General features: G+C 51.5%; 21 protein-coding genes. 9 read left to right on the plus strand and 12 right to left on the minus strand.

The features are described 5' to 3' along the window. Positions 1 to 85: 85 nt before the first annotated feature. The 3 genes from recF to dnaA all read right to left on the minus strand — a co-directional run bounded on the left by recF (position 86) and on the right by dnaA (position 3,949). On the minus strand, positions 86 to 1,189 hold the full coding sequence (gene recF / locus MLE19_RS07880) for a DNA replication/repair protein RecF (RefSeq protein WP_240717638.1): 1,104 nt from the start codon (positions 1,187 to 1,189) through the stop codon (positions 86 to 88). 129 nt (positions 1,190 to 1,318) lie between these two features. Beyond that, positions 1,319 to 2,422 (minus strand): DNA polymerase III subunit beta, encoded by a 1,104-nt coding sequence (gene dnaN / locus MLE19_RS07885; protein ID WP_240717639.1) that lies wholly within the window; start codon positions 2,420 to 2,422, stop codon positions 1,319 to 1,321. Positions 2,423 to 2,482: 60 nt separating this feature from the next. Beyond that, a complete protein-coding gene (dnaA, locus tag MLE19_RS07890) occupies positions 2,483 to 3,949 on the minus strand; it encodes a chromosomal replication initiator protein DnaA (RefSeq protein WP_240717640.1) in 1,467 nt (488 codons plus the stop codon). Between the two features lie 533 nt (positions 3,950 to 4,482). Here dnaA and rpmH point away from each other — a divergent pair. From rpmH to mnmE, 4 genes are all read left to right on the plus strand, one after another. Then, positions 4,483 to 4,617 carry a 50S ribosomal protein L34 gene (gene rpmH / locus MLE19_RS07895; protein WP_008959105.1) on the plus strand — a complete coding sequence of 45 codons (135 nt, stop codon included), beginning with the start codon at positions 4,483 to 4,485 and terminating at the stop codon, positions 4,615 to 4,617. Between the two features lie 13 nt (positions 4,618 to 4,630). Next, positions 4,631 to 5,023 (plus strand): ribonuclease P protein component, encoded by a 393-nt coding sequence (gene rnpA, locus MLE19_RS07900; protein WP_240717641.1) that lies wholly within the window; start codon positions 4,631 to 4,633, stop codon positions 5,021 to 5,023. 121 nt (positions 5,024 to 5,144) lie between these two features. Further along, a complete protein-coding gene (gene yidC, locus MLE19_RS07905) occupies positions 5,145 to 6,836 on the plus strand; it encodes a membrane protein insertase YidC (protein WP_240717642.1) in 1,692 nt (563 codons plus the stop codon). A 152-nt stretch (positions 6,837 to 6,988) separates the two neighbouring features. Next, on the plus strand, positions 6,989 to 8,359 hold the full coding sequence (gene mnmE, locus MLE19_RS07910) for a tRNA uridine-5-carboxymethylaminomethyl(34) synthesis GTPase MnmE (protein ID WP_240717643.1): 1,371 nt from the start codon (positions 6,989 to 6,991) through the stop codon (positions 8,357 to 8,359). Positions 8,360 to 8,380: 21 nt separating this feature from the next. Here the strand turns inward: mnmE and MLE19_RS07915 are convergent, their stop codons facing one another. The 4 genes from MLE19_RS07915 to rdgB all read right to left on the minus strand — a co-directional run bounded on the left by MLE19_RS07915 (position 8,381) and on the right by rdgB (position 11,829). Then, the gene (locus tag MLE19_RS07915; protein ID WP_240717644.1) at positions 8,381 to 9,226 is read right to left on the minus strand and encodes a 23S rRNA (adenine(2030)-N(6))-methyltransferase RlmJ; all 846 of its coding nucleotides are present in this window, start codon (positions 9,224 to 9,226) and stop codon (positions 8,381 to 8,383) included. 95 nt (positions 9,227 to 9,321) lie between these two features. Then, the gene (locus MLE19_RS07920) at positions 9,322 to 9,996 is read right to left on the minus strand and encodes an OmpA family protein (RefSeq protein ID WP_240717645.1); all 675 of its coding nucleotides are present in this window, start codon (positions 9,994 to 9,996) and stop codon (positions 9,322 to 9,324) included. 47 nt (positions 9,997 to 10,043) lie between these two features. After that, positions 10,044 to 11,228 (minus strand): radical SAM family heme chaperone HemW, encoded by a 1,185-nt coding sequence (gene hemW, locus MLE19_RS07925; RefSeq protein WP_240717646.1) that lies wholly within the window; start codon positions 11,226 to 11,228, stop codon positions 10,044 to 10,046. Beyond that, complete coding sequence (gene rdgB / locus MLE19_RS07930) at positions 11,221 to 11,829, minus strand: RdgB/HAM1 family non-canonical purine NTP pyrophosphatase (protein WP_240717647.1); 609 nt, start codon at positions 11,827 to 11,829, stop codon at positions 11,221 to 11,223. Before rdgB ends, hemW begins: the two co-directional genes overlap by 8 nt. 275 nt (positions 11,830 to 12,104) lie before the next feature. Between rdgB and MLE19_RS07935 the strand changes: the two genes are divergently transcribed. After that, positions 12,105 to 12,797 carry a LuxR C-terminal-related transcriptional regulator gene (locus tag MLE19_RS07935; protein WP_240717648.1) on the plus strand — a complete coding sequence of 231 codons (693 nt, stop codon included), beginning with the start codon at positions 12,105 to 12,107 and terminating at the stop codon, positions 12,795 to 12,797. Positions 12,798 to 12,912: 115 nt separating this feature from the next. Here MLE19_RS07935 and MLE19_RS07940 read toward each other — a convergent pair whose 3' ends face one another. From MLE19_RS07940 to MLE19_RS07960, 5 genes are all read right to left on the minus strand, one after another. Then, positions 12,913 to 13,182 (minus strand): hypothetical protein, encoded by a 270-nt coding sequence (locus tag MLE19_RS07940; RefSeq protein ID WP_240717649.1) that lies wholly within the window; start codon positions 13,180 to 13,182, stop codon positions 12,913 to 12,915. Positions 13,183 to 13,353: 171 nt separating this feature from the next. Next, positions 13,354 to 14,634, minus strand: coding sequence for a glutamate-1-semialdehyde 2,1-aminomutase (gene hemL, locus MLE19_RS07945; RefSeq protein WP_240717650.1), 1,281 nt, complete (start codon positions 14,632 to 14,634; stop codon positions 13,354 to 13,356). A 36-nt stretch (positions 14,635 to 14,670) separates the two neighbouring features. Then, positions 14,671 to 15,480, minus strand: coding sequence for a bifunctional hydroxymethylpyrimidine kinase/phosphomethylpyrimidine kinase (gene thiD / locus MLE19_RS07950; protein ID WP_240717651.1), 810 nt, complete (start codon positions 15,478 to 15,480; stop codon positions 14,671 to 14,673). Further along, positions 15,480 to 15,911 (minus strand): protoporphyrinogen oxidase HemJ, encoded by a 432-nt coding sequence (hemJ, locus tag MLE19_RS07955; RefSeq protein WP_240717652.1) that lies wholly within the window; start codon positions 15,909 to 15,911, stop codon positions 15,480 to 15,482. The genes thiD and hemJ overlap by 1 nt, the downstream gene beginning before the upstream one ends. A 9-nt stretch (positions 15,912 to 15,920) precedes the next feature. Further along, on the minus strand, positions 15,921 to 17,741 hold the full coding sequence (locus MLE19_RS07960; RefSeq protein WP_240717653.1) for a chloride channel protein: 1,821 nt from the start codon (positions 17,739 to 17,741) through the stop codon (positions 15,921 to 15,923). 144 nt (positions 17,742 to 17,885) lie between these two features. On the opposite strand from MLE19_RS07960, the gene argC reads away from it, so the two are divergent. The 4 genes from argC (at position 17,886) to MLE19_RS07980 (ending at position 21,327) form a co-directional block, all read left to right on the plus strand. Continuing rightward, positions 17,886 to 18,920 carry an N-acetyl-gamma-glutamyl-phosphate reductase gene (gene argC, locus MLE19_RS07965; protein WP_240717654.1) on the plus strand — a complete coding sequence of 345 codons (1,035 nt, stop codon included), beginning with the start codon at positions 17,886 to 17,888 and terminating at the stop codon, positions 18,918 to 18,920. 341 nt (positions 18,921 to 19,261) lie between these two features. Next, positions 19,262 to 19,615, plus strand: a complete 354-nt coding sequence (erpA, locus tag MLE19_RS07970; RefSeq protein ID WP_240717655.1) for an iron-sulfur cluster insertion protein ErpA — start codon at positions 19,262 to 19,264, stop codon at positions 19,613 to 19,615. Between the two features lie 147 nt (positions 19,616 to 19,762). Further along, positions 19,763 to 20,539, plus strand: a complete 777-nt coding sequence (locus MLE19_RS07975; protein ID WP_240717656.1) for a transporter substrate-binding domain-containing protein — start codon at positions 19,763 to 19,765, stop codon at positions 20,537 to 20,539. Between the two features lie 116 nt (positions 20,540 to 20,655). Then, positions 20,656 to 21,327: an amino acid ABC transporter permease gene (locus MLE19_RS07980; protein WP_240717657.1), complete on the plus strand. Its 672-nt coding sequence runs from the start codon at positions 20,656 to 20,658 to the stop codon at positions 21,325 to 21,327. The last annotated feature ends 7 nt before the right edge of the window (positions 21,328 to 21,334 follow it).

Here is a 21,334-nt window from a genome sequence, read left to right on the forward strand (position 1 = left end):
CTGTCTCATTCCGTATCGCCTAACCTACTCGCTTAGCTCGGCTAATTAGCTTCACCGAGCTAGCTGCTGCATTAACTGTATCGTACTAATCGTCTGGCATTAATTTGCTTAACCCATGTTCGGCATGTTTCACGTGAAACATCTTCACCGAAGTATTAGTACGCCAGGCATTTCTTAACGCTGTAGGTTCGACGCTGGTAATAAATGCTTGGCACTGCATATCTTCAAGTAATTCGCAAAACTGATGGCGATTTCGCTCATCCAGCTCGGCTGGCAAATCATCGATCAGATAAATACAGTGCCGCTGTGCCGTTCTTTCCAGAAACCGCCCCTGGGCGAGTTTTAAGGCGCTCACTACTAACTTTTGCTGGCCTCTGGAAAGCACTTCTACAGCAGGCTGTTTGTTAACCCTAATGCGTAAATCTGCACGCTGCGGGCCTTGTTGAGTAAAACCCATTTGCTGGTCAGTATTTCGGCTATCGTGTAAAACTGCCGAAAGGGAGCGCTCTTTATCCCACCCCCTTGCGTAATGAAGCGACAAGCCGGGCAAAGGAAGTAGCACCTTAAGCGTTTCTTCAAAAACTGGCAAAAAATCGCTGAACCAAGCACGACGGAATATATCCATCTGCTCCCCCCAGTTGGCCAGCTCCTGCTCCCACACCACCATTTCCTGAGGATGTATTCTACCACGCCTGAGCAGTGCATTCCGATGTTTCAACGCACGGCGAGCTCGTTTCCATATTCCCAAAAAGTCATGTTTCACGTGAAACACTCCCCAATCAAGAAACTCACGTCGCCCAGCTGGTGATCCTTCAAGTAGTCGAAAAGCATCAGGGTTGATCAATTGGAGGGGCATAGTTTCAACAAGCTCGGCCAAACGAGCATTTTTATCACCCTTCAAACGCAGCTCAAGCTCTCTCTGAGCACGCAAGCGACGCACGCCCAGGGTAACCTCCGGCTCACCGCTTAAGTGCCCGTACAGGGTCATATGGGGCTCATCGGCTTGAATCGCGTGCTTTAACTGGCGGGTGCGAAACGAGCGCCCCATTCCCAGAATGTGCACACCTTCTAGAAGACTGGTTTTACCGCTGCCATTGGCACCACTAATAACGTTAATTCGAGAAGAGGGCGTCATTTCAACAGGCTGTAAGTTACGTAAACCCTGGAAGTTAAGCAGTGTCAGGCTCATCCAATTATCACCACTTAAAAGAGTTCAAAAAACGAAGCATCGTTCCAAACGCGTTAGCGGCGTTTCTGTTCCCAGAAACGCCGCTAACGTAGCGTGGCTTATATATAAACTGTGGCAATGGAAAAACGTTTATAGGCGCATAGGCATAACAACGTAAAGGGCATCACCACCGCCAGGCTCTTCAAGCAGAGCACTACTATTGGGATCGGCCAACGTAATCTGCACACGCTCTTCATTAAGCACCGTTAGTACATCAACCAAGTAGCCAACGTTAAAACCGACTTCCATTGAACCACCGTTGTACTCAACGGCGATATTCTCTTCAGCTTCTTCCTGTTCTGGATTGTTGGCCATTACCTTAAGGTTGTTCTCCTCAAGATAAAGACGCACACCGCGATACTTTTCATTCGAGAGGATGGCCGTACGTGAAAGCACTTGGCGCAGCTCTGCACGCTCAGCAATCAGTACTTTATCCCCATTGCGCGGCACGACACGCTCATAGTCAGGAAACTTACCGTCGATTAACTTGGAGGTGAACGTAAAATCGCCAGTGTGGGCGCGCACATGGCTTGAACCCAACGTCAGGCTGACAGGTTCATCACTGTCATCCAGCAAGCGTGATAGTTCAAGGATACCTTTACGCGGCACAATGAGCTTTTGAGACTGGCTAACAGTCACGTCGATTGGGCGCGAGCACATCGCCAAACGGTGACCGTCAGTGGCGACCGTGCGCAGCAAATTGCTCTGGATTTCCAGTAGCATACCATTCAGGTAATAACGCACATCTTGCTGCGCCATGGCAAACGAGGTCGCTTCAATCAGGTGCTTTAGAGTACCGCGGGGTACGCTAATTTCCTGACTGCCATCCGCATCTTCGATATTGGGAAATTCGGCGACCGGAAGAGTCGACAGCGTAAAGCGTGAACGACCACTGCGAAGTACGGCGCGCCCCTCTTCAACGGCCAGTTGAATGTCGGACTGATCTGGCAGTGATTTACAAATATCCATCAGCTTACGTGCGGGCACAGTCGCGGAACCCGCCTGATCAACTTGACTGGCCACGGTGCGACCCACGAGCTCTACTTCTAAGTCAGTGCCGGTGAGCGACACCTGGTCTCCCTCTACTTGAATCAGTACATTAGAAAGGACTGGCAGCGTTTGGCGACGCTCAACAACACCAGCGACCAGAGTCAGCGGACGTAGCAGCGCCTCTCGGGAAATCGAAAATTTCATCAATACTCCGGTTCTATATCCTGAAAGACCTGCGCATAACAGGCCCGACCCATGGGATGATTAACTGGTTAACAGGCGCAGTAAATTCTTGTAATCCTCACGAATATCCGCGCTCTCTTCCTGCAATGATTTCACTTTCCGGCAAGCATGCAACACCGTTGTATGGTCTCGCCCTCCAAAGGCATCGCCAATCTCAGGTAAGCTGTGATTGGTGAGCTCCTTAGCAAGCGCCATCGCCACCTGACGAGGGCGGGCAACTGAGCGTGACCGGCGCTTCGAAAGCAGATCCGCCACCTTAATCTTGTAATATTCAGCGACCGTACGCTGAATATTATCTACCCCTACCTGCTTATCCTGAAGCGCTAACAGATCTTTTAGAGACTCACGAATAAAGTCTTGGGTAATCGTTTTACCCATGAAGTGTGAATCAGCAATGACCTTTTTCAGCGCACCTTCCAATTCGCGAACGTTGGAACGAATTTTTTGCGCAATGAAGAAAGCCGCATCGTGAGGCAAATCGACCTTAGCTTGGTCGGCCTTTTTCATCAAGATAGCGACGCGGGTTTCAAGCTCCGGCGGCTCAATCGCTACCGTGAGGCCCCAACCAAAGCGTGATTTAAGTCGCTCTTCTACCCCACTGATCTCTTTAGGATAGCGATCAGAGGTGAGGATCATCTGCTGCCCGCCTTCCAAGAGTGCATTGAAGGTATGAAAAAACTCCTCTTGAGAGCGCTCTTTTCCAGCAAAAAACTGAATATCATCAATAAGTAACGCATCAACACTGCGATAAAAACGCTTAAAATCATTAATCGCATTAAGCTGGAGCGCTTTAACCATATCGGCGACAAACCGCTCTGAGTGCAGGTATACCACCCGGGCGTTTTCACGCCGGGTTGCCAATGCGTTCCCCACCGCATGCATTAAGTGGGTTTTACCAAGGCCAACACCACCGTATAAAAACAAAGGGTTATAAGCACCGCCAGGATTTTCAGACACCTGGCGGGAGGCAGCGCGAGCCAATTGGTTCGATTTACCTTCTACAAACGTATCGAAAGTAAAATTCGGATTAAGCCCGCTGCCATGTTTCAGACTGCCTTCTACCTGTACCTGACGTTCATTATTACGTCGGCTTGGCGTTTCATCACGCAGCCTATCGATTTCGCGCTCATCGGCAATATCGCCGCGTGGCGGCGTATGTACCGCAGGCGATGCTGGCCGCGACGGTGAAGCGGATACAGGATTACCCAAATCACGATGCTGAGGGGCCTGGGTGGCCAAGCGGCGACTACCCACCGTCAGGCTTACCTTTGGCGGTTTGGCCGGTGCGAGTTCACGCATCAGCTCACTAATCCGCTTGGCATACTTATCGCTCACCCAATCGCGCACAAAGCGATTCGGCGCCAATAAGCGCAGCTCGTTGGACTCTCCTTCCTCTGCCTGCAGCGGGCGTATCCAGGTATTGAACTGCTGTGAATTCAGCTCATCCTGCAGGTTGTCCAGGCACTGTTGCCAAAGCGTCAGTGACACTCATCTCACCATCGGTTGAAAACGGCCGACCATTGTAGCGCCCAAAGCCTCGGTTATCCACACGGGTTTACCCCTCAATATTGGCCTGTGGACAACTTACAATGAGCCTATGGGAAAACCTTGTGGAGGGACGGGGACAATTGTTAAATAGGCGTCTTATAAACGGGTTAATCACATCTAGCCAACACCTTGTGGACGGCTTATACGGAACTTACACACAGATTTTTTATTATTATAGGCCATTGAAAAATAATAATTAAAACCACTTATCCACAAATAGTATCCCCACTATTAATAACAACAGATTTAGAACTACCTATTAGTAATAATAGTGACTTTATTAATTGCTACTCTCACCGTATCAAGCACGCTGACTGAGGCGTGATAACGCTTTTATGCAAGGAAAAATTGCACCCAGCAGAGGAAGTCTCTACAATTTCCGGTCTTGAATTGAATCTCCCCGGCTAGTTCCTCACTGGACCGGGCTTTTTGGAATTCACTTTCCGTCCTAAACCACGTGGGAATAACGAGTTATGAAACGCACTTTTCAACCTAGCGTTCTCAAGCGCAAGCGCGCGCATGGCTTCCGTGCTCGTATGGCAACCAAAAACGGTCGCGCCGTCCTCGCACGTCGCCGTGCCAAGGGCCGCAAGCGTCTGAGCGCCTGATCTCGGATTGCGTGTGCCGCAGCAAGGCTTTCCCCGGCAATTACGGTTATTAAATGCTGGGGATTTCAGTCACGTGTTTGATCAAGCAGACCTTAAATTGCATGGCAAAGGTATGATGGCGTTAGTCCGCCTAAGTACTCGGGGGCATCCCCGCCTTGGATTAGTGGTCAGCAAAAAAAATGTCAAGCGCGCCGTAGATCGCAACCGTTTCAAGCGTCTCGTTCGAGAATCCGTCCGTCTTCGCCAAGATCACTTACCCTCTGTGGATATAGTGGTGCTTGCTCGGCGCGGCGTTCAGGATATCGATAACGACACCCTACATCGCCAGTTACACGGCATGTGGAAGCGACTTCAGCGTGACGCACAGGCGGTGATCGCAGCACCAACGCCTGAGCGGGACACGTGACCTTTGGTGCACACCTCGCCGCTCGACCTCGGCCTGCCGCCTGGCAGGCTTTCGTGTGTCAAGAGTCGAGTAAATGACACTGCGCCATTAGCATGTTCACCACCCAGCGGGCAGAACCCTCATGGACGTAAAACGACTTTTATTACTGATTCCACTAGCCGTACTTGCGTATCTGCTAGTCGTCCAGTGGAATCAGGATTACGGGCAGCCGAATTACGATTCAGTGCCTGAGACGACTCAACGCAGCAACGCCGCTCCTCCCAGCGATATGGAGGATGGCGAAGGCGGCTTAGCGGTACCGAGCTCATCTACACAGCAAGATGCGGTAGGTGAAGGTATTCCTGACGATAGCGAAAGCGAGACGTCGAGCCGCGATTTCATAGCCGTGACTACCGATGTTCTTGATGTGCGCATTGATCCACACGGTGGCGATATTGTTTATGCTGCATTACCGCAGCACAAACTTTCCCTCGACTCAGAGCGTAACTATGTCCTGCTGTCAGATAACAGTAGCCGCAGCTACGTGGCCCGTTCAGGCCTCCAGCTTGATGGCCAAGCAAGCCGTATTGCGTTTACGCCCGAAAATTCAGAGTATCGTTTAGGCGATAATGACGACGAGCTAAGCGTTGATCTAACCGCCGATGTAAATGGCGTTGAGGTGATTAAGCGCCTTACTTTTGAACGTGGCAGCTACGCGGTCAATGTCAATTACTACCTAGCCAATAACACTGATGCGCCTATTAGCGCGCGCTTTATTGGTCAGTTGGCACGTGACAATAGCCCTGACCCCTCCAGCGGTGTATCAATGGGGATGAACTCCTACCTAGGGGCTGCTTACTCAACGCCGGATGCGCGCTACGAGAAGATCGACTTTGATGACATTCAAGGTAGTAACTTTGAAAACCGTGAAGCACAAGGGGGCTGGATTGCCATTATTCAGCACTACTTTGTCTCGGCATGGGCACCTCAGCAGGACCAGCAGAATCTTTACTACGTCACGACGGATTCAAGCAACCGTAACGTCGTAGCCTTTGCTGGCCCTACCAGTTCTGTTGCCGCAGAAGGCGAAGCTACGTTAGGTGCTACCCTCTACATGGGTCCTAAAGTACAAGACTACCTAGAGCAAGTAGCACCGAATCTACGTTTAACCGTCGATTACGGCTGGCTATGGTTTATCGCTAACCCGCTTTTCTGGCTACTGGATAAAATCCACGATGTCGTCGGTAACTGGGGCTGGTCAATCGTTCTGCTAACCGTACTGGTTAAGACCGTGCTGTTCCCACTTTCAGCCAAAGCGTACAAGTCCATGGCACGGATGCGTAAGCTTGGACCTGAAATGCAGCGTCTGAAAGAGATGTATGGTGACGACCGGCAAAAAATGTCACAAGAGATGATGAAGTTCTACCAGAAGGAGAAGATCAATCCACTGGGGGGCTGTCTACCTATTGTGATTCAGATGCCCGTTTTCATCGCCCTGTACTGGATGCTGCTGGAATCGGTTGAACTGCGTCATGCGCCGTTTATGTTCTGGATTCAAGATCTATCGGTGAAGGATCCACTCTTCATCTTGCCAATACTGATGGGTATTTCGATGTTCGTTCAGCAGATGTTGAACCCGACGCCTCCGGATCCAATGCAGGCGAAGATTATGAAGATGCTACCCATCATCTTTACCTTCTTCTTCCTGTGGTTCCCAGCCGGTCTGGTCATCTACTGGGTGGTCAACAACATCATTTCGGTGGCGCAGCAGTACTACATTACGCGCAAAATCGAAAACGATCCGAACGTCGGTAAAGGGTTAAAAACTAAGTAGGTAAAAGCTTAGCAGTTAAAAACCCAGCAATCCGCCGTTTTAATTAGCGCCTTCAGACCCCCGCCTTGAGCGGGGGTCTGGCGTTTTAAGGCCGAAAAATTCACACTAGGTCGATCCATTTCGTTACCTGCCAATTTAAAAAGAGATTCACCATGGCCGAACGCCTTTATACGCCTGACACCATTGCGGCATTGGCAACGCCACCCGGTCGGGGCGGTGTGGGTATTATCCGCGTCTCTGGCCCTACTTGCCGCGAGATCGCTCAAGCCATGGTTGGGCATTGCCCTGCCCCGCGTTACGCTCACTATGGCCCCTTCCAGGGCGCTGAAGGCAGCCTTGATGAAGGCATTGCTGTTTTCTTTAATGGCCCTCACTCGTTTACCGGCGAAGACGTTCTGGAGCTCCAAGGGCATGGCGGTCCGATTATCATGGATATGCTGCTTGAGCGCTGTGTGGCATTGGGAGCCCGCTTGGCGCGGCCGGGTGAATTTTCCGAGCGCGCTTTTTTAAACGACAAGCTTGATCTGGCCCAGGCCGAAGCGATTGCGGATTTAATCGATGCAACGTCACGTTCAGCGGCAGAAAACGCCGTGCGCTCGCTGCAAGGGGAGTTTTCAAAGCGCGTATCAGCGCTGGTAGAGCGGCTGATTGAACTACGCGTCTATGTTGAAGCGGCGATCGACTTCCCTGAAGAAGAGATCGACTTTCTTGCCGATGGCCATGTTGCGCAGCACTTAAACAGTGTCCAGCAAGCGTTAGGCGATGTGCGTCAAGCGGCAGGCCAAGGGGCATTGCTGCGCGAAGGGATGAACGTGGTCATTGCAGGACGCCCCAATGCGGGTAAATCCAGCCTATTGAATGCCCTGACAGAACAAGATACCGCCATTGTGACCGAGATCGCTGGCACCACCCGGGACGTGCTGCGTGAACACATTCATATCGACGGTATGCCGTTGCATATTATCGACACCGCCGGGCTGCGCGATACGCCCGATGCAGTTGAGAAGATTGGTGTCGCTCGTGCATGGGTAGAGATAGAAAAAGCTGATCGTGTCTTACTATTGGTAGATGCAAGCACCACTGCGTCCACTGACCCCATGACCATCTGGCCCGAGTTTGTTGCTCGCCTTCCTGATCAAAGCCGCTTAACCCTGGTGCGCAATAAGATCGATACCAGTGCTGAACCGGCGGGCATTGATTTATCCACAACCACGCCCATCGTCAGGCTATCGGCAAAAACCGGCACGGGTGTGGATAACTTAAAAGCGCATCTAAAAGATGTGATGGGCTTTGCTGCCACCACTGAGGGTCGCTTCTCTGCCCGTCGACGGCATCTGGACGCCTTAGACCGTGCAATGGCTGCCCTGGATACAGGCCGAGCTCAGCTCGATGGCTACGGCGCAGGAGAGCTGCTTGCGGAAGATCTTCGCGACGCCCAACAGGCTTTGGGAGAGATCACCGGCGAATTCAGTGCCGATGATTTACTGGGTGAGATCTTTGGCAGCTTTTGTATCGGTAAATGATAGCGCGACTCTTTCCAACAACTACTCCCTCACCCACCACTCCGCCTGATAGCGGGTATCGGTGCCGAGCAGCGGTGTGATTTCTTCCATCGCTGCGGCAATGCGCTGATCCAGACCCCAAGGAGGATTAATCACTAACATACCGCTGCCGAACATGCCGTGGGCCTGCTCACCAGGTTCGCGCAGCAGCAGTTCACTGCGCCATATTTTGCGTACGCCGCTCTCTTTTAAGGCGGTTAATAGCGTGAGATGGTGGTCAGAAGGCAGTAACGGGTACCAAATCAATACCACACCATGGCGCGCTTTCTCATGGGTGTAAACGACGGTATCGGCAACTTCCTGGTACTCCACCTTGCGCTCATAGCTGGGGTCAATGAGTACGCATATGCGGGGCGTTATGGCAGGCAGCATAGCCTCAAGTCCCGCCAGTCCGTCACCAAACACGCGTTGCGCCCGAGGCGATAAACCTTGGGCGCTTAATTGCTCGTGCTCACCTGGGTGCAGTTCAAATAGTCTCAGTTGATCTTGCTCACGCAGCGAGTGGCTCAACCACCAAGGAGAACCAGGGTAATGCGTCAATGACGCCGGTGCCTTTTGAGCACTTGTTAATGCCTCTTTCCAGGCGTTTAGCAACGGATCATTCAATCCCGCACGGGCCTGCCACAGTGGCCAAATGCCCTCGCGATACTCTTGCAAGCGCTGAGTCTCAGGAGCCTCAAGCGGATATAGCCCTCTACCAGCATGAGTATCCACATATGTAATAGCGGTTTTTTTACGTAATAAGTAGTCAATCACCGCATAAAGCGTCAGATGTTTATGCACATCGGCAAAATTACCGGCATGGTAGGCATGTTGGTAAGACAGCATAGAGACTCATCGACAGTTATATGAAAAAAGCCCGCTATGTGAGCATAGCGGGCTTTAAGCGGCAATAGCCAGGTTAACCTAATAGTGTATTAGGCTTAGCCCTGACCATTTCCTGTTGGGGTTAAGGTAATTTCTACACGGCGGTTCTGGGCACGGCCCTGCTCATTGTCGTTGCTCGCGACCGGCTGAGTGGCGCCATAGCCAGAGGTGTTAAGGCGCGACGATGAAACACCGTTCTGTGTTAAATAACCACCCACAGCTTGGGCACGGCGCTCAGACAGTTGCTGGTTATAACTGGCCTGGCCAGTGCTATCGGTATGACCTGCGATGTTAACGCGAGTATCTTGGTACTCGGTGAGCACGCTAGCGACTTCATTGAGGGAACTACGTGCTTCGCTCGTCAGATCGGCAGAATCAAAACCAAAGGTAACGCCACTGGGCATATTGAGCACAATGTCGTCGCCACGGCGATCGATCTCAATACGTGAGCCCTGCAAGTTCTCACGTAGCTGCTGCTCTTGGCGATCCATATAGACACCAATGCCCGCACCGGCTGCTGCACCTACGGCCGCACCAATCAGCGCACGGTCGCGGCGGCTGGTACTACCATCGCCAGACAGAGCACCTGCAGCAGCCCCCACAGCGGCCCCAATACCAGAACCCATCGCGGTGCTAGAGCGTTGCGTTTGGCCACCGTAAGGATCCGATGTGGCGCAACCTGCTACTAAAATAGCGGCTGCCAGCGGTGTCAGTAGTCGAGAAATACGCATCACTCACTCCTTGTTTATGTTCGAAACATCTTTTTATTCATTACTGGTCAATCTTCACTAATTAAAGCCAGCAACTCATTCAAGAATAATAGACCTTGAGGCGATGCACGCAGCTTTTCAGGCATTTGCATCAAAAGTCCTTTTTTCTCGGCGGTTTGTAAACGCATCAGTAACATATCAGAAGAGAGCCCGGTATTGGCTTTCCATGTCTCCAGCGTCACACCCTCAATGAGTCGCAAAGCGTTCATAGCGAACTCCAACGGCAGCTCATACGCTTTTATCACCTGCTTACCGGCTATAAAGCCTCGCAGGTCATCCATGCGTTTTAAATAAGCATCCGGCTGGCGGGTTTTCCAACGCCGCTCAATGCGCCACTCACCGTTTTGGTCAATATGGCTTAACTTGCCATGGGCACCCGCACCAATCCCAAGATAATCACCAAACTGCCAGTAGTTAAGGTTATGCCGACTTTGCTGGTCAGTAGTGGCGTAGGCTGAAATTTCGTAGTGCTTAAATCCAGCCTTCTCCAAAAGCTGATGACCGCTGTCCTGGATATCCCAGAGTGCTTCTTCTTCAGGCAACGTCGGTGGATGGGAGTGAAAGGCCGTATTCGGCTCAAGGGTAAGCTGATACCAGGAGAGATGCTCCGGCGCTAATGACAACGCTTGAGCAATATCGTCCATTGCCAGTTGAGGTGTCTGACCGGGCAAGCCGTGCATTAAATCAATATTAATGTTGGTAAAGCCCGCCTGACGCGCTTGGGCTACCGCAGTGATCGCTTCATCGCCACTGTGAATACGCCCTAGCGCATGCAACTGGTCGGGCTGAAAACTTTGAATACCCAGCGAAAGGCGATTAATGCCAGCGTTTCGGTAGCCAATGAAACGTGCCTGCTCCGTAGTACCAGGATTGGCCTCTAAGGTAATCTCAATACCGTTAGCAAAAGGCAAACGGGCTTCAATCTCGCTCAGTAAACGGTCATAAAATGCAGGCGACAGCAGGCTGGGTGTTCCACCGCCAATAAAGATGGTTTGAATTTCGCGGCCAGCCGCCAGGACAAGATCGCTATCCAGGTCTTGTAACAAAGCCTTAAGATAAGCGGATTCAGGCAAATCGCGAGGCGTAAAGCCGTGTGTCCCCGGCTCATGGGAATTAAAGTCACAATATGGGCATTTGCGTACACACCAGGGCGTGTGGATATAAAGAGATAGCGGCGGCAGCGTATCAGCCATGCGCCACCTTCAATAGCTCCACCAATCCTTGCAACGCACGTCCACGGTGACTAAGGCGGTTTTTGCTTTCACTGGGCAGCTCGGCAACACTCATTCCCTGATCCGGTAGCCAGAAAAGTGGATCGTAGCCAAACCCCTCTTTCCCCCTCGGATGGGCGAGAATCTCGCCTTCCCAACTGCGCTGCACAATCACCGGTACAGGGTCTTTGGGGTGTCGCAAATAAACGAGTACACACCAATAGCGGCCACTGCGCTGCCCTTCGGCGTAGTCACTTAACGCAGCTAATAACGTTTCGTTATTTTTCTCATCGCTTTTAGGTTCACCACCATAGCGTGCGGAGTAAATGCCCGGAGCACCTTGCAGTGCATCCACCTCAAGACCGGAATCGTCTGCTAAGGCAGGTAACCCACTGATAAGGCTAGCTTCTCGGGCTTTTAATAACGCATTTTCGACAAATGTTAATCCTGTTTCTTCGACTTCAGTAACGCCAAAGTCCGCCTGAGGACGCACATCGAAGCCTAGTGGCGACAGTAATTGATTGAATTCTCGTAACTTTCCAGCATTCCCGCTCGCTAGGACAAGGGTATTAACTGATGCCATGACACGCACTCCAAACAGTAGAGCATCAGTTTACGCGCTCATCGAACGTATCAAAAGCCAGCAAAATGTTACTCAACGTATCTTCAGGATAAATCCATAGCCTAAAAAAATAAAATATTTCCTTTCTTTTCAATAAATTATGGTTTCGTCTAGATTTTGAAATTTTTCTTCATTACTTTATCCATTATTTTGATAACATAACTTTACAAATTGTGCCTTATAAGCAACACTACAAATATCACTTGCTGACTCTTTCTTTATATGAGGATTATTTAATGTCGCAAGAAAAACCTACTGGATCGGTATATATCATTACCGAAAAAAGCTCGCAGGTTCAGCTATTTGCTGAATATTTAAGCGATCATACTGGCTGCCCAATACATATTCACTCACCTAGTATACCGCTACCTTCCTCTGTAACTGGTAGCGCATTAATCCTCATTGATAGTGATCATATCGGTGTTGATGCCTTACCGGCATGGCAAGAAAAATTGCCACAAGCGATGGCAAAAGTGCCATTAGCTGCTATCAATATCAGTGATATGGATCATGCTTTGGAAGCCCTTTCATGCGCTCAATTAAAAGGGGTTTTTTATCGCAACGAAAGTCTTGAGGTTATTTGCAAAGGTATTCACGCTTTATTAGGCGGCCAGCTGTGGATGTCTAGAGATTTGATGGCTCGTTTAATCATTTTTTATCGCAAATACCAAAGTAATGCTTTTCGTCCTGCTTGTGGGCTAACCAATAGAGAAATGGAAATTATTTCCCTGTTGAGCACAGGTTCATCAAATCAACAAATTGCTGAAAAATTGTTTGTTAGTGAACACACTGTAAAATCACATTTATACAATATTTTTCGTAAAATTAATGTTCATAACCGTATTCAAGCTCTTAACTGGATTCATCAAAATTTAGGGCCAATTTTACCTAACATTGAAACTGCTCGTAGCCTGCAGTCAAAACATTAAAAAATTATTAATAGTAAAAAAAACAATGACCAAATAACCATTAACTTGTTATTTATTTAATATAAAGTAAAGCCACCCCCCATCCTTTAGGGTGGCTTTGAATTATAAATAATTATTAATTAATCATCAGCGTTAATGTACCTCCAGCCCCCTGAGTAGATGAATGCGACCGGTTGCTACCTTTTTGAATATCGACTTCTAATCGCTCGTCATCGCTTAACAGTTTCACGCTGCCTTCAAGCTCAGTACCGGTAAAAGTGTACTCCGCAGGTACGGTGCCACTCTCCTCAACGTGCTCGGTGGTTTCGCCTTCGTGGGTAATCCGCCAATGGGCAGAAAACTCTGCGCCTGGCGAACCGCTCATGGTGATATGGATCTGGGTCATGTCCTGCTCCTGAGGCGTCTGTGCAGCTAGTGGGAAGCAAGCTGCCAATCCCACTGCGCAAATCATGTATCGCAAGCCGTTGTTCGTACCATAGATATGGATTTCAGCTAACCGAAGAGCCGCTCTAAGGGAGCGGCTCTTGCAGTATAGCGGGCTTTACGTTACTTGCCGTTACATGACGGCAAAGGCTTTTTCGGCTGCATCCAGCGTGAACTGAATATCTTCCGGCGTATGGGCGCTAGACATAAAACCCGCCTCAAAAGCAGAAGGCGCCAAGTAAACGCCGTGATCAAGCATCGAACCAAAGAAGCGCCGGAAAGCATCCGGATTGCAGGCTGTGGCTTGGGCAAAGTTATCCACACGGCTTTGTGAGGTGAAGAAGAGCCCAAACATGCCGCCTGCGGACTGCGTTATCATCGGCACTCGTGCAGCATTAGCTCGCTCTTGAAGGCCTGTACACAGAGTATTGACCCGCTGAGTGAGCGCATCATGGAAACCTGGCACACGAAGCTTTGTGAGTAGCGCAACACCCGCCGCCATGGCCAGCGGATTACCCGACAAGGTGCCTGCTTGGTAAACCGGTCCTAGGGGTGAAATATTTTGCATAATATCGCGCTTACCACCAAACGCGCCCACCGGCATACCGCCGCCAACAATCTTACCCAGGCAGGTTAAATCGGGGGTGATACCGTAGTGTGCCTGAGCACCACCTAAGGCAACGCGAAAACCGGTCATCACTTCGTCAAAAATCAATAGGCTGCCGTACTCGTTACATACCCGACGCAGCGTTTCCAGGAAGCCCGGCTGTGGCGGTATACAGTTCATATTGCCAGCAACGGGCTCAACGATGATGCAAGCAATCTGATCACCGATTTCGCTAAAACACGCTTCAACCCTTTCAGGATCGTTAAATGAGAGTGTAATGGTGTGCTCAGCCAGCGAAGCAGGTACGCCCGGGGAGCTGGGCTCACCGTGAGTGAGTGCCCCAGAACCCGCTTTTACCAGCAGAGAGTCAGAGTGGCCGTGGTAGTTACCTTCAAACTTAACGATCTTATCGCGACCAGTGCTACCTCGGGCCAAACGAATTGCGGACATAGTCGCTTCGGTACCCGAGCTGGTCATACGTACCATATCCATGGAAGGGATCATCTCGCAGATCAAATCCGCCATGGTGGTTTCGACAGCGGTAGGGGTACCAAACGACAGGCCATTATCTAACCGTGCTCGTACGGCAGCCAATACGTCTTGGTCCGCATGCCCAGTGATCATTGGTCCCCAGGAACCCACATAATCCACGTACCGATTACCTTCAACGTCGAATAGAAAGGCGCCCTGGGCTCGCTCCATAAAGACGGGCGGGCGGTGCAAGCCTTTAAACGCTCGAACGGGTGAATTTACCCCCCCCGGAATATGGCGACTGGCAAGGTCAAACAGTTCAGCTGATGTGGTCATGGCATCCTCTCGGTCAATGGCGTATAGAAGATAGGATTAAAAACGGACAGCCCGTGAAAAGCGGTTGGGCAAGCACTGGCCACTAGGCGGCTGAAACCCCTGAGACAGGCTCTGCCAAGTAAAGTGCTGCGCCTGTTCGCACGCTGTTGGTAAGCGCTCACCAACAGCCAAACGTGCCGCAATGGCTGCTGCGAGCGTGCAACCTGAACCATGAAACAGTTCGGGCAAACGTGGCCACTGCCATTGGCGAGTGGTGTCAGGTGAGTGCAAGGTGTGAACGACTTGCTCATCGTTGCCGGGCAATGGTTCATCAGTGGCAGTCACTAAAATGGCTTGGCATCCTTGTGACATCAGCTCTACCGCGCGGGCCGTATCGTCGAAAGCCGTAACGATGTCAGGCGTCAATTGGCACAGCTCAGCACGATTGGGCGTTAAAATATCCACAAGCGGTAGCAAACGATCAATATAGAGCTTACGCAAAGCGGGTGTGGATAACTCAGTTCCACCGCCGGCTTTAAATACCGGATCCGCTACCACGGGAATGCCTGGAAAACGGCGAATAATTTGTTCCGCTGCGCGCAGCGTGTCTTCATCGGCGAGCAAGCCAATTTTAATCGCCGCCACCTGCATCTCGCCAAGCACTTCAGCCATTTGGCGCATCGCGTTAGCGTCTGCAGGGATCACACGCGTCACGTTATGGCAATTCTGAACCGTTAGCGCAGTGGGGATCGTTACCGCCCAGCCGCCACAGCCAGCAATGGCTTCGCTATCAGCAATGATACCCGCACCGCCGGTCGGGTCGTGACCAGAAAGTACCAACACCACGGGAGGAAGAGGCTGGCGCATCAAAAGGGCTTCACAACGGCGAGTAGAATAATAGCCACCAGCGCAATCACCGGTGCTTCGTTAAACCAGCGGAAAAACACGTGCCCTTTGGTACAACGGTCTTGGGCAAACTGCTTCAAATAGATCAAACAAACGTGATGATAGGCAATCAGCAAGACTACTAGCGCAAGCTTGGCGTGCATCCACCCCTGGCTAAACCATTCAGGCACTAGGTAGAGCATCCAACCACCAAAAATCAGTACTGCAATCATCGATGGCGTCATGATACCGCGGTAGAGTTTGCGCTCCATGGTTTTGAAATAAGCGATCGCTTGTTCATCGCCATTATCCCTGGCAGTAGCATGGTAGACATACAGCCGTGGTAAATAGAACAGCGCGGCGAACCAGGTCACCACTGCCATTAAGTGAATAGCCTTCACCCATAGGTACATTGTCGCTCCTTAAACTGATGAATCCTTCTCTCGTGAATCACTGTCACGGAGATCGGCGCCACGGGGATCCGAGTAGTGATAATAACGCTCGATAGCGCCACGGGTGATAATACCTGAAATACGCTGCTGCTTAGGGCGATAGCCGTGTACCACATAGAGCGCGCCCAAGGCATCATCCTGAAGCTTTAAGAATGCCTCGGAAAGCGTCGCCTGTAAGCCAATCGGCGCTAGCTCCAAACGCTGACCAGGAATTTCCAATAGATCTATTAATTCATCCTCGGGCGGCTCCTTGCCCTGCAGCGCCTCGTCGTGCTCAAGCAGCCAACGCGCCAATTCAGCAGCTTTAAGCGCCAGCACTGGTTTGTTCTCACTTGAACGCTCAATCACTAACCAAACCGGATTCGTTTCTAGTAATACCCGTGCCCGATCTGGTGTGATCATTCGCTCAGTGCGCACTAACTGTCGCTCCATCACCGCTGGTACTGAAACCCGCGAGAGTGCCTGCATCAATGGCTGCTGAAGCGGGTGTAGCCCATAGCGAACCGTGCTGATAAAAAAACCTTCACAGCCGGTTAACTGCCGCGAGGTTAAACAAGCAACCACTACCGCCAACATTCCGGGAAGCATGATACTCGGCGTATGGGTTAACTCCAAAAGTGCCATCAGCGCAGCCAGTGGCGCCTGTAGCACCGCCCCCATCATCGCGGCCATACCTAGCATCGCGTAAATCCCTGGGTCGGCGGCTTTGTCTGGCCAAAACCAACCCCCCAGTAAACCAAACAGTGCGCCTGTGGCTGCCCCCACTACGAGCACCGGGCCAATAATGCCGATAGGAACGCCCCCAGCAACAGTTAGCGCCGTAATCAGCAGTTTGGCAATCATCAGCGCCAGCAGTACTTTAATTTCCAACTGATTGTTGAGTGCCGCTGCCACACTGTCATAGCCGATCCCCTGAACCTGGGGAAACCACCAAGCGACGGCGCCCGTCGTGACCCCTACTAACCCAAGGCGCACCCAAAGTGGCCACGCTATAATGCGCTGACTGCGTGAAATATGGATAAACAGCCCGGCCAGTAAGCCAATCACCAATCCCGTCAGTACGATCCACGGTAGATTGATTAACGACCCTAAAGCCACTTCAGGGATACGGAAGGCAGGTTCATTGCCATAGGCCAATTGAGCCACCAGCGCCCCCATGGTGGAGGCCAGAATGACGGGCATAAAGCTCATCAAGGTGTACTCCATCATCACCACTTCCATGGCAAAGATGACACCCGCAATAGGCGTATTAAAAGAGGCGGAAATAGCTGCTGCGGTACCGCATGCAACCAGCACTCTTAAACTATTATTGGGCAAGCGCATCTGCTGGCCGAGCCCACTGGCCGCGGCTGCTCCCAAGTGAATTGCCGGGCCCTCACGACCTGCAGAGAGGCCCCCTAGCACCACCACCACCCCGACCCACCACTGATTTAACCAGTTGCGTAACGGAAAGCGGCCCTGATGGTAGGTGAGCCGCTCAATCACATGGCCAACACCAAGTTTGCGAGCTGCCGGTTTTTGCCGATACAACAGCACGCCCACCAGCGTCACTGCCAGCATAGGTAACAGGGCACGTAGCCAGGGCCGCATACTTTCAAACGCCTCAGGGTTACCATCTGTCATATAAAGCGAGGCCCCAACTTCCAATAGCAGCCGAAACGCCACCATCACAGCGCCCGTAATGATCCCCGACACAAGCCCCAGCAAACAGAGCTGCGGAAGGGCGTCGACATTAGCCAACTGTCGACGAAAACTCTCTAAGGTAAAATCCGATCGGGAAAAACGCGCCACAGCGACCTTCCTTGTTTTTGTCTTAATACTCTTGTCTATTTATCCTCTTGTGTATCATAGCCCGATACACTTCGACAGCCCGCAGCAATCCGCTTAGGCTGTTATCGAAACTAATTTGCAACAGTTCTACGCAAGGAGCTCTTTGTGATTAAGGTCGGCATTGTTGGTGGTACCGGGTATACCGGGGTTGAACTACTACGGCTACTCGCCCAGCACCCTCACGTCAATGTAGCCGCCATTACCTCGCGCTCGGAAACAGGCGTCAAGGTGTGCGATATGTACCCCAACCTGCGCGGCCATTACGACACGCTGGCGTTTAGTGAACCGGATGCCAAGCAGCTTGGCGCCATGGATGTGGTCTTTTTCGCCACACCTCACGGCGTTGCCCATGCGCTTGCTGGTGAACTGCTCGAAAACGGTACACGAGTGATCGACCTCTCGGCTGACTTCCGTTTGCGCGATGCCGACGAGTGGAGCCGCTGGTACGACCAAGCCCACGGTGCCCCTGAATTGTTACAAGAAGCGGTATATGGGCTGCCGGAAATGCATCGGGACAAGATCAAAAACGCGCGTTTAATCGCCGTGCCCGGCTGTTACCCCACCGCCGTCCAACTCGGTTATTTACCACTTTTGGAAGCGGGTTTAATCGACCCAAGCCAACTGATTGCCGACTGCAAATCAGGCGTTACCGGGGCAGGCCGCGGGGCCAAAGTAGGCTCACTGCTTGCTGAAGCCAGCGAATCAATGAAAGCCTATGGCGCGAGCGGCCACCGCCACCTGCCGGAAATTAGTCAGGGTCTTAGGGATATTCAGCACTCCGCGGTGGGGTTAACCTTTGTGCCCCACTTAACGCCGATGATTCGTGGCATTCATGCCACGCTCTACGGCCAGCTAACCGCTGAGCCCGGCGATCTACAGGCACTGTTCGAGCAGCGCTACGCCAACGAGCCCTTCGTTGATGTGATGCCAGCAGGGAGTCACCCTGAGACACGCAGTGTCAAAGGTATCAACACCTGCCGCCTGGCTGTCCATCGCCCCGGCAATGGCAATACCGTCGTTGTGTTGTCGGTGATCGATAACCTGGTCAAAGGCGCTTCGGGCCAAGCAATCCAAAATCTCAACCTGATGTTCGGCTTTGACGAGAACACAGGACTCACCGCCCCTGCGCTGATGCCTTAAACCAAACAAACACTAGTATGCAGAGGGTACCTCAAAAGGTTTCTTTACCAAGGCAGTTAACGTGATGCGAGGGCAGGTTGGAGCGAGGGTCTTTTTCCAGGGCCGGAATAATGTTCCCGACAATTCCGGCATTTCCGCCATCCATGGCGGTCAGATGTCGAAAGTAGCGCCCATGGACGGGTTCACAGCGCCCTCGCGGAAACCTGCCCTCGCCAGCTAAGGGCTGCAAGCTAAGCTTCACCTAACTAATTCCCAGCAATAGTTGACCAATTTGCTGGGAATTACCCATAATCACCCCCCAATGCCGATTTATTCGTTCTTTAAGCTCGCGGGAGGTACCCATGAGCGGTGCAGAAGCCTTTGTTCCGACCCCACTACTGCTATCTGACAGTGCGCGCAAACGCATTAATGCGCTGATAGCAGAAGAAAATAATCCATCCCTTAAACTGCGGGTCTACGTGACCGGTGGCGGCTGTTCGGGTTTTCAGTACGGCTTCGACTTTGCAGACAATGTTGCCGAAGATGACACCGTCATTGAATTTGGAAAGGCAGCCTTGGTGGTTGACCCCCTCTCTTACCAATATTTGGTAGGCTCCACCGTTGACTACGAAGAGGGCCTGGCGGGCGCGCGTTTTCGTGTTCAAAACCCCAACGCCACCACTACCTGCGGCTGCGGCGCCTCCTTTATGGTCTAAACAGCGTTGGCCCACAACGCTCCCCGTGACTTGACGCCCTGGCGGTTTCTCGCCAAGGTTGATAGGTCAATAACGGCTTAAAGGGTTTTCAAACGATGTAAATCGCTTTGAAAACTGTACACAGCCACATAAAGCACGGGGAAACTTATGAAAGTCGTATTACCAACCAGTCTAACTAAAACTACCTTAGCGCTCGCACTGGGGTTAGGCAGTGCCACTGCCGCCATGGCCCAAACGCCATCGGTGAACGTGGTCACTGACCCAAGCTTTGTGCCGTTTGAAATGATGGATCAAGAAACCGGCGAAATGGTCGGCTTCGATATGGATATCATTAACGAAGTCGCCGAACGTGCAGGCTTTGAAGTCAATCTCACCACGATGGAATTCGCCGGCATTATTCCTGCCGTGCAAACCGGTAGCCAAGAGATCGCTATTGCCGGGACCACCATCACCGAAGAACGCGCTGAAATCGTCGACTTCTCCGATCCTTACTACGACTCTGGCTTGAAAATCATTGTTCGCGCCGATAACGATGACGTTGAAAGCATCGAAGACCTCGCTGACCTCTCTATTGCCACGCGCATTGGTTCCACCAGCTACGATTTTCTACAACAAGAACTCGGTGAAGACGCCGATATCACCCCCTTCCCGGCCATGAGCGATATGTATATGGCACTACTGGGCCGTAACGTCGATGCCGTTTTCTACGATGCGCCTAACGTTTCCTACTTCGCGCAAACCCGCGGTGAAGGACGTACAAAAGTCGTCGGACCGCTATACGAAGGCCAACAGTACGGCATCGTTTTTCATAAAGGCAGCGAATGGGTAGAGCCTACCAATGAAGCGCTCGCAGCGATGAAAGAAGACGGTACTTACGATGAGATTTACACCAAATGGTTTGGTGAATCCTCCAGCGAAGAGTGAGTATAAAAACTCACTGACAGCATAACGTCATGACAGGGCCGGGTGGCCACAACCCCCGGCCCTGCTGCGTTTCTTATGTGCTTTTTCATCTGCATTTTTGATTCAGGAGTCTACGCGTGGACGTCAATTTTCAATTTGATTGGTCGGCAGCGTTTGGGTCTATCCCTTACCTGCTGCCAGGTATTCCCTGGACGCTGCTTATCTCGTTTGGCGGTCTCGCCATCGGTTTTTTTATCGGAATTTTCTTTGGGTTACTACGGATTAGCCGCCTACGCTGGCTACGCTGGCCAGCTATTTTTTACATTGAGGTATTTCGTGGCACGCCCATACTGGTTCAAGTACTGTTTATCTTTTACGGCCTGCCACAACTGCTAGGGGGCCCGATCAACCCCTTGGTTGCGGGTATCGCGGCAATTGCAGTCAACTCTGGTGCTTATATATCTGAAATCGTTCGCGGCGGCGTGCAGTCGATAGAGCGTGGTCAAGGCGAAGCATCCCTCTCTCTTGGTCTCTCACGTACTCAAGCGTTTCGTTACGTTATCTGGCCTCAAGCGTTTCGGCGCATGATTCCCTCCCTGGGTAATCAGGGCATTATCAGTATCAAAGACACCTCGCTGTTTTCAGTCATTGGCGTGGGAGAATTGGTGCGTCAGGGACAAATCTATATCTCCACTACCTTCACAGCCCTGGAAGTCTATTTCATGGTCGCATTGATGTATCTGGCGATCACCTGGACTCTCTCAATCATCCTTCGCCAGCTTGAGATCCGAGGCTTGGCCGGACAATAAGGACGCG

The organism is Vreelandella neptunia, assembly GCF_022489065.1.
Taxonomy (GTDB): Bacteria; Pseudomonadota; Gammaproteobacteria; order Pseudomonadales; family Halomonadaceae; genus Vreelandella; species Vreelandella neptunia_A.

Bases quoted from the DNA above. Each gene is read 5' to 3' on its own strand.
- recF (WP_240717638.1), bottom strand. From the start codon at position 1,189: ATGAGCCTGACACTGCTTAACTTCCAGGGTTTACGTAACTTACAGCCT.
- dnaN (WP_240717639.1), bottom strand. From the start codon at position 2,422: ATGAAATTTTCGATTTCCCGAGAGGCGCTGCTACGTCCGCTGACTCTG.
- rpmH (WP_008959105.1), top strand. From the start codon at position 4,483: ATGAAACGCACTTTTCAACCTAGCGTTCTCAAGCGCAAGCGCGCGCAT.
- yidC (WP_240717642.1), top strand. From the start codon at position 5,145: ATGGACGTAAAACGACTTTTATTACTGATTCCACTAGCCGTACTTGCG.
- mnmE (WP_240717643.1), top strand. From the start codon at position 6,989: ATGGCCGAACGCCTTTATACGCCTGACACCATTGCGGCATTGGCAACG.
- MLE19_RS07915 (WP_240717644.1), bottom strand. From the start codon at position 9,226: ATGCTGTCTTACCAACATGCCTACCATGCCGGTAATTTTGCCGATGTG.
- MLE19_RS07920 (WP_240717645.1), bottom strand. From the start codon at position 9,996: ATGCGTATTTCTCGACTACTGACACCGCTGGCAGCCGCTATTTTAGTA.
- hemW (WP_240717646.1), bottom strand. From the start codon at position 11,228: ATGGCTGATACGCTGCCGCCGCTATCTCTTTATATCCACACGCCCTGG.
- rdgB (WP_240717647.1), bottom strand. From the start codon at position 11,829: ATGGCATCAGTTAATACCCTTGTCCTAGCGAGCGGGAATGCTGGAAAG.
- MLE19_RS07935 (WP_240717648.1), top strand. From the start codon at position 12,105: ATGTCGCAAGAAAAACCTACTGGATCGGTATATATCATTACCGAAAAA.
- MLE19_RS07940 (WP_240717649.1), bottom strand. From the start codon at position 13,182: ATGACCCAGATCCATATCACCATGAGCGGTTCGCCAGGCGCAGAGTTT.
- hemL (WP_240717650.1), bottom strand. From the start codon at position 14,634: ATGACCACATCAGCTGAACTGTTTGACCTTGCCAGTCGCCATATTCCG.
- thiD (WP_240717651.1), bottom strand. From the start codon at position 15,480: ATGCGCCAGCCTCTTCCTCCCGTGGTGTTGGTACTTTCTGGTCACGAC.
- hemJ (WP_240717652.1), bottom strand. From the start codon at position 15,911: ATGTACCTATGGGTGAAGGCTATTCACTTAATGGCAGTGGTGACCTGG.
- erpA (WP_240717655.1), top strand. From the start codon at position 19,262: ATGAGCGGTGCAGAAGCCTTTGTTCCGACCCCACTACTGCTATCTGAC.
- MLE19_RS07975 (WP_240717656.1), top strand. From the start codon at position 19,763: ATGAAAGTCGTATTACCAACCAGTCTAACTAAAACTACCTTAGCGCTC.